Here is a 13,787-nt window from a genome sequence, read left to right on the forward strand (position 1 = left end):
GCTCGTGCTCACAAATACTATCGGCCAATATAAACCATAGAATAGTTTTAAATATACGTAGTTCTACTTATAGGAAAGGTTAGGGAAAGGTGGTAGATTGGAGGTTGGAAATTTGGATTGATATAGTTAACTACCTAAAGTTGCACTCGCTGGCGCGAGCATCCCGCTGGTGCCTTCATAAACCATCCAATTCCTTTTCAATTGAAGTAAACACCCTCAGCCTCAAAGTCATCTTTGTGGAGGAGTAATGCTATTTTATACCCACATGTTTCGAAATTTGCTATCTTGGTGATGAATACATCTCGAAATTATAAATAATACGTCATCATGAAAAAATACTTATTCATTCTACTAATTGGATTAACCGCTTTAGGATGCTCAACAGATGATGATGCAACAGATGCTGTTTTAGTCCTATACCATCAAACGTACTGTAGTGATCCATGGGAGTCTATCGATGACAACAGAGAGTTAGCTGACAAAATAAGTACCTACTTCGCATCAGAAAATATTGCAATCTCCAATTTAAAAATTGATGACAAAGGAACACCAGAAGCCTGTTTTGGATGTGGTTGTTTAACCGGTAAGCGGATAATCTTAAAAGTGAATAAAAATGATTTAGATGCTATAAAAACCTACGGGTTTCAAGAATATAAGTAAAATAAAGTCATTTCAATACCGTGTAAAAGCAACGACATGCCAGCAAAGTACTGTGCTGAAAAAAAACCAGTAAAACCGTATGGATTCAAATCTAAAGGAATCCTGCTATCGCGAGCAGGAGGGTCATGCCGTCATTAAACCTTCTATTCACTTTAAATTTCAGCAATCATCCTTACCACAACGGCAATGCCATCTCTATATTGGGTCTATGCTGTTTTATACGTTCATAATTTGAAATGTATCCCCTTAGTGATGCTCAATTTGAATCTGAGCTACCTAAATAAAAACACTAAAGGAGCTTGTTTGCGTGTCTTAGATTTGGCTATTGGTCCAATTTGGCAGGTATTGTTAAGTTATTGGCAATCAGGGAAACGAAGGTGGATAAGACAACATGAAAGGCAGGTTTAATAAGGAAGTCAATAACTTACCACAATATTTAAACTATTTATCGATTAAATGGTCTAAATCAATAAACGGAAACAAATGAAAAATAAAATAATATTAATTTTTATGACTCTATTGTTTTTACAATCCTGCAATAAAAAAGACGATATCAACGGCACGGAAGTTGAAAACCCCATCTTGGAATTTAGTCCATCGCCTATTGCGTTGAATGGAATCGATGCGAAATTCTCAAAAGACATTTCCTATGGCCCATATCAAGAAAACACTTTTGACATCTTTATGCCCAAATCTACCGAGCCAACACCATTAGTGTTGTACATACACGGCGGTGGATTTTTAGGTGGAGAAAAAGAAAACCCTTATTCCCTAATGTGGAGTGGAAGTTGGGATTTTCCTAGCGAAATCAGAACCTTATTGACTAATAACATAGCATTCGTATCTATCAATTACCGTCTTTTGGCATTTGAAGGGGACGAAGACGGCGTTTTAAAACCTTTAAACGACGGCAAACGTTGTTTACAGTATATTCGGTCCATTAGTAATGTGCTGAACATTGATAAAAACAATATAGTGCTTTGTGGTAGTTCTGCCGGAGGCGGCATATCGGAGTGGTTGGCGTTTTCAGATGATATGGCGGACCCAACAAATCCCGATGCTGTATGGCGAGAATCTACGCGAGTAAAGGGGATTGCTGTTAAAGCTACCCAGGCGTCTTATGATTTGGAACGATACGAAACCGATATTTTTGTCGAATACAATTTTACTTGGGACGACTATTTTCAAGAGGACCCCGATATGATTCCAAGATTTAATTCATTCTATGGTATGGACTCATCAAACGAATTTTATTCAGAGCATATACTCTTATATAGACAAAAAGTTGATATGTTGGCCATGATGAGTGCAGACGATCCCGAATTTTGGGTTTCAAATCCACAGACACCAGTAGTGGAGCCAACACGGCCCAATATCCTGAACCATCATTCTTTTCACGCGCGGACACTAAAAGAATGGGGCGATCGTATTGGTATTCCCAATACCGTATCTTATGGGTATTACCACGACCCAAGTGGAGAGACTTTTGTGGATTTTCTGATTAGAAAAACACACTGATAAAGATTTTCAGAATCTAAAAAAACCAAAGAACGGACTGACAAGTAGAATACTCGCTGTTGCGCGCGTTCTGATGGTGCCTTCATGAACTATCCCATTCATTTTAAATTGCATTAACAACCATCGCTACAATGGCAACACCAGTGTTTTGGACATCAAGTTTAAAAAGCAGGAGAGGGGGCAATTGTCCATAATTTTCTTATTCGTTAATGAGATGCACAAAGCCATCTTTTGAGAGGAGCAATGTTATTTTGAAACTCTCTTTTGATATTTGCTATCTTAGCTATAACTCGTTGTGTTGAATCAGAATGGAAAAAGAAAAAAACATAGAAATACATGAGACAGCGTTTTTGACTTCAACGCTTCGTTCTTTAAATGAGGATCTGAGCCAAGATTATTTTGCCAAACTATGGCGCAACACTAAATCGGACATATGGATCAAAAAATATCTCGACCTGGTGTCTTCGGAAGAGACCAATACCCATTGTTTAAGAAATAGATATTTTCTCGATACAATTAAAACACTGGTTGATGATAACGACGTCGAAGTCCTGATCAACTTTGGATGTGGTTTCAGTATGTATCCGTTTCTATTGGATGAACGATTGATACACATAGAAATTGACAAACCGGAAATTATCGATTATAAAAAATCGAAACTAATGAACTGGCAAAAATCAAATACACTCCCCAAACGGAACATTCACTTTATTGCCGTCGATTTCAGTGAGGATTACAAACAAGATTTGCTGACTAAAATATTCTCAATTAAAAACAACAAACCGTGCTTTATCCTCATTGAAGGGGTCCTATTTTTTTTGGACAGAAAAGAAACCGATATGTTGTTCGACTTTTTTAATATGATTCAAAAGCCGGGTGATTTTATAGGAAGTGTTTCTTTCCAGGATACCCTCAAAGAAAGCTTGGCATTTCGAAAACTGATGACCTTTCTGAATCAAATCGTTTCTAAAACAAAAGAAAGCGATTATCAAACCATTGCAGATGACTATTACCGATCTCAGCCAACTTATCAACTGATTGACCACCAAGACTATTTTAGCTTGTCAGCAAAATATGGGAACGTCATTCAACTCAACAAAGAAGAGATTCTAAACGAAAACTTTTATCTGCTTAAAAAATCCAATCGATAATAAGAAAATAACATGGAGGATAAATTCAATAACAAATATCGGATACCGTCTGCCCGTTTACAATCGTGGGATTATGGTAACAGTGGATTGTATTTTATAACCATCTGTACCAAAAATCGCGAACATTATTTTGGTGACATCAGGAACGGCAAAATGAATTTATCGGAAATTGGTGACATTGTAACATCGGAATGGATCAAAACATTTGATATGCGTCCGGATATGAATTTGGAAATGGATGAATACGTTGTTATGCCTCGAAAAACTACAAATTAAGACAAAATGCCATCTCTAATTCGGACACTTTAAAAGCTGCCAAATTATTTCATCAGAATTGGGTCATTGGTCCAAGACGAACAGAAGGAGAGTTAGATAAGGATTTTTATTCAGAAAGTTTGGATATGATAGTCCGAAATATGAGCAGACATTGGCAAGAGGATTGGTCAGATTTGGATACTATAGTCGCACGAACAAGATTGGAGCATATTAAAGTGCCAACTTATATTATTGTCGGAAAGCACGATGCGGAGGATATCTTGCTAATCGCTGAAGAATATCATAGTAGAATAGAAAACTCAAAGAAAATAGAAGTGGACAATGTAGCCCATTTGCTGACTATGGAAAATGCGAAACGATTTAATGAAATTTTGAAGGAGATTTTGAACGATTAAAAACGGTGTAGCTTTGGTGTCTATATCAAGTAGTGCGATTCTTTAGTGTTTGCACATGATACCTAACACAGGTGGATGGTATCGTCAAATTTAGAGCGGATCAAATGCCAATAAATATTTAATTACCACAAGCAAAGAACAATGCGAATAGCTTTAATTATAGGGATTGGAATTCACGGATTAATCCATTTATTAGGATTTTTCAAAGCATTTGGTCTATCTGAAATTAGTCCCATTTCACAACCAATTTCAAAAATGTACGGTGTAATTTGGTTATTGACTTCTCTACTCTTTGTCAGTACTAGCATTTTAATCCTGATTCGTAATGAGTATTGGTGGCTAAGTGGTTTTTTAGCACTGATCATTTCACAAATATTGATTATTATTTTTTGGTCTGATGCGAAATTTGGCACCCTGGCCAACGTGATTATTTCAGTAGCGATAATTATTGGATATTCGAGATTCAACTTTAGGAACACCATCAACTCAGAAAGAAAAACGCTATTTGAAAATTTGAATCGCCAACCCCCAAAAATAATTGATGAAGAAGTATTGATAGGTTTGCCAATAATTATTCAAAAATGGCTGGCCAATAGTGGGATTCTCGGTAAACAGACGATATCCAACGTGTATTTGGCGCAAGAACTAAAATTAAAAATGAAACCTGAGCAATCGGATTGGTACAGTGGCAGGGCGGAGCAGTATTTCACAATTGAACCCCCAGCATTTAATTGGAGTGTTCAAATGGAAATAAGTCCAGCACTGAATGTCGCAGGTCGAGATAGGTTTGAAGATGGAAAAGGTGAAATGATCATAAAATTACTTTCACTTATTCCGGTCGCCAAGGCCAAAAACGACCAAAAGGTCAACCAAGCCACTTTACAACGGTATATGGCAGAAATCGTTTGGTTTCCGTCAGCAGCTTTGAGTCAATATATAACATGGGAGCCAATCGACGATTTTTCTGCCAGAGCAACAATGGAATATAAAGGAACAAGAGGTTCTGGCGATTTTCATTTTGATAGCGATGGGAATTTTAAAAAATTTGTGGCCATGCGTTACAAAGATGCAAATGCAATCAAACCTGTAGAATGGTCTGTCATTGCCACAAAAACGGAAGAACAGAATGGAATAAAAATACCTGTTGAGTGTGAGGCAAGTTGGGAGTTAGAAAATGGAAAATGGACTTGGTTAACATTGAAAATAACAGACTTACGGTACAATCTTAAGGATATGCCTCTGGACTAATCAATTGAATGCTTTGCCTATTAAATGACGGCGTATAACTCTGGCTAAGGGCGTCTCATGGGTTAGGTCATCCAATCATCACATTCATTTCGAAATCAACGAAAACTTTGGTAAAATATCGGACATGAAATTTTCAGTATTCCATTGGTAAATAGCGCTAAAAGTCAATAAAAAATCATGTATCTTTAGCCTTCCTAATTAAGATAAAAACCCCATTAGATTTATGAAATATTTTATGTCCTGTCTGCTTGTCGTCTTACTATTTGGTTGCAAAGAGGTCAATTCTACAGATGAAAAGGCGGTGCGTAGATTTGTAGAACAATGGAACGAGTCCCATACTCAACTTAAGTCGGCCTACCTGTCCCGCGATTATATGGACATGGTCAACTACTACGGAAAACAGCGAACCAGAGTGCAAGTGCAGCAAGACAAAAAATTGCTGTTTGAACAATTTCCAGACTATACACAGAGTATCCTAAACGACGAACTTGTCATTACGAAAGAGGCGGGAAAATATTTAGTGACCTTCATCAAACATGTCACTTATGACGGTATAGAGGCAGATTACGAATCGTATCTTACAGTGACCATGAAAAACGGGGTGTATAGGATTCTGCGAGAAGGCGTTGCGGAAAATATCAAGGATCTTGATGCACCCATTTTCCCGAAGGCTCGCGAAAATATTCGCATCCTCGCTAATACGAGACAGCTGTTTGGCGATTTTGATGGTGATGGGCTCTCAGACTTTGCGACGGTGATTTCTCCGGAGATAAGCTCCTCTGTAAATGGGATAGTAGAATGTACAGGCGGATGCCATAGTATAATTGTCTTTAGCAGTACAGATTTAGAGGACATTGTGATTGAAGGTGCCTACCAATCGCAGTTAGAAAATCTTAAAGACTTGAATAGTGACGGCGCAGACGAGATTGGTTTTTGGGATATAAAACCCACATCCAAAACCCTCTATGTTTTTGATGCCACCAATGGTAAATTGCTCACCGAACCTATTGTAATCAACACCACCGTCCATAAAAACCTCAAACTGATTGACGTTTTCAAAAAATCAGGACGCAATAAGATCACTGTCACGCGAAGCGCTGAAGTAGATGGGAAATGGATTTTAGAAACTGAAGTAGTTGTGTTGGATTAATCAAATACTTAAGCGTAAAAGTTTTAGACACCTCCCGATAGCAATCAAGATCATGAATGCATTTTTCACCTTTAAACGTGACAAATCAGATATTCTCCAGTTCACGAACATGACTACCACAAGACAGATGGAACAGACTTAAAGTCTGTAGTAAAGGCCTGTACTTGGTGCTCAAAAATTACACCTCATTAGCAAATTACAATTCCAATAAGACTACCCTTAGTTTTTAAATTCCCATTTGAGTCCAATAAACAAGGTAGTGGACACTAAAAGCAAGCCCAGATACCAAGAATTGGCAACCAATTCAAAATAGGAGATTTGGCCCTGCGCAAAACTTAAAATCATTAAGACTTGAGCTCCGTAGGGTAATAATCCCTGTGTGATACAGGCGAAAATATCCAATACTGAGGCTGTTTGTTTATTGTCCAAGTCGTATTGGTCGTTGATATTTTTGGCAATAGACCCTGATATAATGATGGCCACGGTATTATTGGCAATGGCAACATTGATGCTTGATACCAAGGCACCAATCCCAAATTGGGCAGTTTTCTTATTTCTTATCAAGGCTTTTATCTTGATCAAAATATAGTCTATCCCACCATTGAAAGCCACCAACGCCGCCAAACCTCCTGTCAATAAAGAAAGCAGAAATATCTCGGTCATGTCCGTAAAACCTACGTAGATGAGTTGTGTGAACTCGATGAGTGAGAAATCGGCATAAAACAAGCCCAAAATCCCTGCTGTGATGATGCCCAGCACCAAGGTGACAAAAACATCAAGACCGATAACAGACAATACAATAACAATAAGATAGGGTGCTATTTTTAATACAGAATAGCTATAATCAACCGTTTCTTCGACATGGGCGTCTAAACGCAAGCCTTCAAAAATAAGAATGGCACTGGTCACAAGCGCTGCAGGGATGGCTATTTTGATGTTCGCTTTAAACTTGTCGCTCATTTTAACGCCCAAAGATTGGGTGGCCGCAATTGTCGTATCTGAAATAATGGAAAGGTTATCTCCAAACATGGCACCACTCAATAAGGCGCCACAGAGAATGGCCAGAGAGAAACTGCCAGTATCTGCAAATCCAACCACAATAGGCGCCAAAGCAACAATGGATCCAACAGAAGTCCCGGTTGATACCGATAGAAATGCGGCAATCACAAAGACACCAACATAAATGTATTGGTTATTGATAAGGTCCATTCCCAAATGCACAATGGTATCGACACTTCCGGTGGCCTTGGTGACGGCGGCAAAAGCACCAGCGAGTAAATAGATCAAACACATGGTGAGGATTTTTGGATCGCCACAGCCTTCCAACAATGTTTTAATCTTAGTGTTTATGGGATGTTTAAACAGAAAAAACGCCACAATAATTCCTGCTATTACGGCAATGGGGGCGGGGAGTGCATAGAAATCCTCTTGAACAATCCCCACCCCCAAAAAGGTAAAGATAAATACGAAAAACGGCAGTAAAGCTTTAAAGCTTGGTTTACTAGTGGTCATACTTCTGTTGTTGCAGAATCGGAATAAGAAAGTGACAGCAAATATTTAGGAAGGGATAACGTTTTTTCCAAAGTATTTGGCTTATCGCTTTAGCACCTTGCTCGTTATTGCAGGTTGCTACCTCTTATTTGAGATTCTTGATAATTAAGTGTGCAAAAATAAGAGTTTATGAGAGGTAAACCTAAAGTTTTGAGACACGAATTTCACGGATTATCACGAATTCATTTGTTACCTAGATGATACCTATTCATTTCACGAATGGAGATTTTAACAAGCACAATATTCAAGGGCAGGAATTCTCTGATAATTTGGAGGTTTAATAATTACGAACTGAACTAAATTCTCCTTCTTTTTAAGGAGGAGTGGCATCTGCTTCCGGAAAGAAGCAGATGTCGAGGTGGTTCGGAAGGTGATAAAAGCATTATTCAACCGCGCAAAGGCTCTTTTCTGCCCCACCTCATATGAGGTGAGTGTCCCGCTCGTTCCCCGCACATCAAATCATTATTTATCAGTAAATCCAGTTATACTTATGCCTTTGAATATGAAATACCTACTCCGATTCCCAAATGCGTTTTTGAGCCGTTCCGAAAGCACCCAATTGATACACCCCAATCGCTGTGGCCTGAAACTTTTTAGACTGGAATTGATTCTGTGCCAAACTATCCAATAAAGTAGTCTTAGCCACGCCCAAGCTGATATGTGGATTATAATGCTCATAACTATGGGCACTCACAAATTTGGGTACATAGGCCAGAGTAAAATCATCTATGGGGGTGCCATCAGTATTCTGCACATAAGATTCTTGAGAGCCGTCAGGAATCATATATGGTTCTAAAAGCGTGATGGTTTGTTCGTGAAGTGCCATTAGTGGCAGACTTCTTTTAATGCCAATGGACGCAAAACTCTCGGTCTTATCTTTAGAATATTGTAGCTCATCTGCCCAAAGACTATCATTTTCTATGGTTTTATAAAGTCCGTTTAACGCTTGCTCAATTTTGGACAAATCACTTTCTTTAACATAACACTGCAATAAAGTGATGTGTGGAATATGATGGTCGTCCAAAGAGATATTGTCAGGGTGCTTTTCCAATATCGCTCGATTTAGTTGAATGGATTGCTGATACATATCCTCAGGAAGTGTGAGCATCACACCGATAGCTATTGTTTTTTCCTGCTTTTGAGCGCATGAACTAATTAACGTGAGAACTAAGAATAGTATAATTAGGGAATATTTATTCATTTTTGAAGATATCAGTGAGTTTCGAGATTTAAAGGATGGGAATTTAGTAAAGAATTAGATGGAATGCTCAATTTGAGATGGGTAAATTTAATATTTGCCAGATTAGCATGGGCTGGACACGTCAGAGCTGTTTTGTTTTTGTGATGAATGACTTTTCGGAATTCAGATTCATCTGCTGGCGCAGGCGTCCCGCCCGTGTCCCGGCATTCTCATAACAATTATATCAAATCTAAAATACGTAAAAAAATCATCCAAGAAATCCAATATTATCAATCGGGATGACTGCGTCGAGTTCGGCATAATTACGGGCGCTCCTGTGTTTCCATTCCCATGGTTCGATAACTAATCCTGCTATTACAGGATTGTTATGGATATAATCAAATTTTTCCTTTATTACATGAGTGCTCCATAACTCTATAGGCTGTTTATTCTGTTGCCAAAACTGATATTCTTTTTTATTACTGTTCTTTTCTCCTGCTCTTTTAAATATCCATAGCATCCATTCGCGCCTGCTCTCTTGGGGATGTTCCAAAATGCTAACAATCATCTTTTTGGAAGTGAAACCTTTGAAATCCCTTATCAATCCCGAAGGATTTTCGTTGTCATCCCGAAACAAAAGATGAATATGATTTGGCATAATACAATAAGCAAATAGGGCCATTCCTTTATTATTTCGGCAAAAGTCTAAGCTATCCGTAATGACCTTGAAATATGCTTCACGGGTAAATACATCGACCCAATTAACTACGCAAAGGAAACAAAATATGCCGCCGAAGGATTGTGGAATTTATATTTTCTACTCATGAGATTATGGTAAAAAATAAAGATAGTACAATTACTGATAATTCTGTTCGGTTTATTCTTATGAAGGCGCACGAGCGGGACGCTCGCGCTAGCCTCTGCTTCCGGAGAGAAGCAGAAGGCCTGCCTGTCCGGCAGGCAGGCGAGGTCGTTTCAAATCTGCAAAATGCATTATTATATCCACCAACCAATGCATGCTTATTACACCTATCCCTCCACAACCAAACTTTGCTTCTTAGCCGTTTTATTCACTTTAAATTGTAGCAATAACACCATCGCTACAAAGGCAACAACCGTAATGAGCGACAAGATCCTGATCTCTGCTGCAATGGATGCCAAATCACCGCCATAAAAAGCAATTCTTCTAAAGCCACTCAAAAACTGGGTCACTGGAATGAATTGCGCCACACCCGTAATCCAACCAGGAATGGCTTCTGTGGGCCAAGTAAATCCGCTCAATATAAAAGCAGGAGTGGAGATGACCATCAGTAGTTCGGTGGCTTTTAATTGGTTTGGAATGGCAACGGAAAATAACATCCCGATCATCATCGATGCTAAAGTCAGCAGTAAAGTCAATACCAGCATTGGGAAATTGAAAATATCTGCCGTAATCTTGAAATACGGAAAGTACATGGCAACAACAAACCAAATGAATGGCAACATGATCAAGAATGGCGTTGCTTTCAATAAAATTAAATATAAAGCCGATTTCTTCTTTGCTACAAGACTGGCAAAATAGCCATCTTCAAAATCCCTCGAAAAAGCTAAAGCCATGGCCAAAAAGATAATTTGCTGCATGATGGCCGCCAAGATGCCCGGCAACATAAAGTTGACGTAGTTGCCGGCCGAATTATAAAGTTTGTTGAAGTTGATCTTAAAAGTCTCATAAGAAGCTTTGGCTTGATCAGGATGCATGCCCTGTTTTTTGAGCCCTTCAATTTCCATACCTGCATTTAAGGTCATCAACACCATATTGATATTATTACTGGCGGTGTTGGCGTTGAGGATATTGGCCATATTGAGATCCACACGAATTTCTGGATGTCGTTTTTGCAGGATATCCTTTTCAAATCCGACAGGAAGCGTAATCACTGCTGCGTATTGCTCAATGGGCATTTCGTCCATAATATTGCCTGGCGTTAAGCGCACATCCTTGACCAATAGGCCCTCGTTATCCACAAAAGCATCAATAATCATGTCTGTAGTAGGACTTTGATCTTGATCAACGATGACTATCGGTAAATCGACCACCTTAGCCTGTTGGTAGACATAACCAAACAGAATACCGTAGCCTATAGGCGCACCAAAAAAGATGGCCATCAGGACACCATTTGAAAAGATGCGCTTAAATTCTACTTTAAGTAAGTTCTTAAAAGTCTTCATTGGTTATTGTTTTATAAGAATGGTGGCGTTGACATAAAATTGTTGATCGCCCGTGTCTGAAGTCGGTACCACTTTCAGTTCATAAATAGATTCGGATAGCTTATATAAAGGCGATGTACTTGTTATATCCGCATATTGCGCCAGCTGTTTGATGGCGACGATTTTAGCGTGTGTTTCATCCTTGGTATAAGGATTGACCAAGATCAGTTCCTTTCCTACTTTATAATCATAAATCCGCGATTCAGGAATGGTGAATCGGAAATACATACCGTCTGTTTTATAGCCGTTTAACAGGGAATACCCCGGCGTTAGCAATTCGCCTTCCTCCAAACTAATAGTCTCAATTGACATGTCGGCAGGGGCAATGACATATTGTTCGTCAGAAGCTGATAAAACTTCTTCCTTGGCCCCCAAAGCTCTGTCCAATTGACCACGCGCCTGTTCTATCTGTTCAGAGCGCGCCCCTTTTCTTATCTCATCACGCTTGGCTTCTAAAGCATCTACTTGCGCTTTGGCCATTTGGAGTTTCATCTTGACTTCATCAAATTGCTGTTGGCTCACTAATGAATCTTGGTACATGTTTTTTAATCGGTTATACGATTCCTGGGCAAACTCCATTTGGGCTTTTCCGGAATTTAACTGTCCCTCAATCTGATTGAGTTGCTCAGTAGTCGCACCGTTATAAGCTAAATTCAATTGGCCTTGGGCAGCGGTGATGGCGCCTTCAGCCTGCATCAGTTTGGCACTCACTTCAGGAATGTTCACCAAGGCAAGGGTATCGCCCTTTTTGACCTGCTGTCCTTCATTAACATATATTTTGTCAATCCGACCGGCTATTTTACTGCTAACTGAGATGGTTTCAAATTTCACTTTCCCTCGGTTGGGCGTAATTTGGTCGTTTTTACAAGCGTTTAATGTAACAAGTGCAAAGAAGCTAATAAGTATATGTGTATATGTTTTCATGGTCTGATATTTTTTGGATTAGTAAGTGAGTACGCCTTTGGCATGAAGCATTTCCGCAACGGCACGTCGTTCGTTAAAATAAGATTCCTGCAATTTGAAATTGGCTTTTTCAACGTCGTTTAAGGCGTCGAGCACATCGTTGATGGATGCTAAGTTGTTTCGGTATTGCTTATCGACCATTTCATACGTGTCGTTGGCCAATTCAATCTCCTTTTCAACAATTTTCGTGTTTTGCAATGCGGACTGATACTTCAGTTCTGCTTTGGTGATGCTCAATGCAATCATTTCTTCAACATCTTCAATTTGGTCTCTGTAGCGTTCACTTTCTAAACTTGCTTTTTTACTTTTCAATCGGGATTGGTTCCCATCGAAGATATTCCATTTAATGCCGGCCCCAATAAACCATTTCGGATCCAATAAGGATAAGTCATCCTCAATAAATTCATAATGTCCTTTTACCGCCACTTTCGGAATAAAATTACTTTTCGCCATTTTTGCTTGGTAAAGCGTCGCTTTTTCAGCTTCCTCCAACGCTTTCACCTCGTTCCGTTTTTCTGTTGTGGTGGCATCAGCATTAGCAAAGGCCTGTAATTCTGGTTCCAAAAGTCTCAAGTTGGCTTTAGGTTCTCCCGTGAGTTGATGGAGCAATTCAATAAGCATAATGTTATTGTGATCGAATTCCAATTGTTTGGCGGCCAATTGCTGTTGGGCAAGCTCTAATTTTTTTCGACTGAGCGGCGTGGTCAAACCATTCTCAATGGCCTTTTTGACATAAAAGATCTGCTCGTTGAGATATTTCTCTGAGGTGATCAACACCTTTTTAGAGGCTTTTACAAGGGCCAGTTTGTCATAAGCTTCAATGATTTGTAAAGCAACTTTATCTCTTTCTGCCAATCCTAAATAATTCAATGAGGTTTCCTTATGTCTGCTCGCCTTAAGGGCATTACTGGCCTCAAACCCGCTAAACAACACCCAATCCAAATCGACGGACGATTTTAAGATATTCTTATTTTGAAGGTTTGGAACCTCCTCCAATGGAATATTATCGGGAAAAGTCGAATTGAACGGCAATCCAACAGCATCTTTGATAACCAATTTTTGGGTGGCGATCAATAGGTTTTGAGTGTTGTCATCAAAAGTAATGTCATCGTCCAATCGAACAAAGCTCCCATTAAAAGTGATTTTTGGTAAGAATACGGATTTTGCCAGCTGTTGATCTACTTGCGCTTGTTCGGCATCAATACGATTGGATTGTATTTGATGGTTCTTATTCAATCCTTTATGGATTAAGTCCTGCAGCACCGGATCCAGTTGCTGTGCGGTCATAACCGACGGCAGGGCAAATGATAGGACCGTCAGAAACATCTTTAAGACGAATTTGTTTAGGTTCATTGTTGATGGTTTTTATAAATATAGTACAAAGTTGAGGAAAATATAAAGGAATTCCTTTGACATAGGTCAAATAGTGAGGTAGAGAGGGATTAGGGATT

At 39.1% G+C, this 13,787-nt stretch carries 12 protein-coding genes, 1 pseudogene and 1 riboswitch; of the genes and pseudogenes, 7 read left to right on the forward strand and 6 right to left on the reverse strand.

The window, feature by feature from the left end:
* The first annotated feature begins 327 nt into the window (after positions 1-327).
* From G6N06_RS05325 to G6N06_RS05355, 7 genes are all read left to right on the forward strand, one after another.
* A complete protein-coding gene (locus G6N06_RS05325; protein WP_163515018.1) occupies positions 328-660 on the forward strand; it encodes a hypothetical protein in 333 nt (110 codons plus the stop codon).
* A 483-nt stretch (positions 661-1,143) separates the two neighbouring features.
* Positions 1,144-2,178: an alpha/beta hydrolase family protein gene (locus tag G6N06_RS05330; RefSeq protein WP_163515019.1), complete on the forward strand. Its 1,035-nt coding sequence runs from the start codon at positions 1,144-1,146 to the stop codon at positions 2,176-2,178.
* Positions 2,179-2,486: 308 nt separating this feature from the next.
* The gene (locus G6N06_RS05335; RefSeq protein ID WP_163515020.1) at positions 2,487-3,329 is read left to right on the forward strand and encodes a class I SAM-dependent methyltransferase; all 843 of its coding nucleotides are present in this window, start codon (positions 2,487-2,489) and stop codon (positions 3,327-3,329) included.
* 12 nt (positions 3,330-3,341) lie between these two features.
* A complete protein-coding gene (locus G6N06_RS05340; protein ID WP_163515021.1) occupies positions 3,342-3,605 on the forward strand; it encodes a hypothetical protein in 264 nt (87 codons plus the stop codon).
* A 125-nt stretch (positions 3,606-3,730) separates the two neighbouring features.
* Complete coding sequence (locus G6N06_RS05345; protein ID WP_163515022.1) at positions 3,731-4,000, forward strand: alpha/beta fold hydrolase; 270 nt, start codon at positions 3,731-3,733, stop codon at positions 3,998-4,000.
* Between the two features lie 141 nt (positions 4,001-4,141).
* Positions 4,142-5,248 carry a DUF6920 family protein gene (locus tag G6N06_RS05350; RefSeq protein ID WP_163515023.1) on the forward strand — a complete coding sequence of 369 codons (1,107 nt, stop codon included), beginning with the start codon at positions 4,142-4,144 and terminating at the stop codon, positions 5,246-5,248.
* 223 nt (positions 5,249-5,471) lie between these two features.
* The gene (locus G6N06_RS05355; protein WP_163515024.1) at positions 5,472-6,398 is read left to right on the forward strand and encodes a hypothetical protein; all 927 of its coding nucleotides are present in this window, start codon (positions 5,472-5,474) and stop codon (positions 6,396-6,398) included.
* Positions 6,399-6,617: 219 nt separating this feature from the next.
* On the opposite strand, the gene G6N06_RS05360 is transcribed toward G6N06_RS05355, so the two are convergent.
* From G6N06_RS05360 to G6N06_RS05385, 6 genes and pseudogenes are all read right to left on the reverse strand, one after another.
* Positions 6,618-7,910 carry a Na+/H+ antiporter NhaC family protein gene (locus G6N06_RS05360; RefSeq protein WP_163515025.1) on the reverse strand — a complete coding sequence of 431 codons (1,293 nt, stop codon included), beginning with the start codon at positions 7,908-7,910 and terminating at the stop codon, positions 6,618-6,620.
* Positions 7,911-7,961: 51 nt separating this feature from the next.
* Positions 7,962-8,059: riboswitch (SAM-I-IV-variant riboswitch) on the reverse strand.
* A 401-nt stretch (positions 8,060-8,460) separates the two neighbouring features.
* Positions 8,461-9,150, reverse strand: coding sequence for a hypothetical protein (locus G6N06_RS05365; RefSeq protein WP_163515026.1), 690 nt, complete (start codon positions 9,148-9,150; stop codon positions 8,461-8,463).
* A 247-nt stretch (positions 9,151-9,397) separates the two neighbouring features.
* Positions 9,398-9,954: pseudogene (locus G6N06_RS05370) on the reverse strand (REP-associated tyrosine transposase).
* 204 nt (positions 9,955-10,158) lie between these two features.
* Positions 10,159-11,334, reverse strand: a complete 1,176-nt coding sequence (locus tag G6N06_RS05375; protein WP_163515027.1) for an ABC transporter permease — start codon at positions 11,332-11,334, stop codon at positions 10,159-10,161.
* Between the two features lie 3 nt (positions 11,335-11,337).
* Positions 11,338-12,297 carry an HlyD family secretion protein gene (locus G6N06_RS05380; protein ID WP_163515028.1) on the reverse strand — a complete coding sequence of 320 codons (960 nt, stop codon included), beginning with the start codon at positions 12,295-12,297 and terminating at the stop codon, positions 11,338-11,340.
* Between the two features lie 18 nt (positions 12,298-12,315).
* Positions 12,316-13,689, reverse strand: a complete 1,374-nt coding sequence (locus tag G6N06_RS05385) for a TolC family protein (protein WP_163515029.1) — start codon at positions 13,687-13,689, stop codon at positions 12,316-12,318.
* Between the last annotated feature and the right edge of the window lie 98 nt (positions 13,690-13,787).

This window comes from Gelidibacter japonicus, from assembly GCF_010725055.1.
GTDB classification, from domain to species: domain Bacteria; phylum Bacteroidota; class Bacteroidia; order Flavobacteriales; family Flavobacteriaceae; genus Gelidibacter; species Gelidibacter japonicus.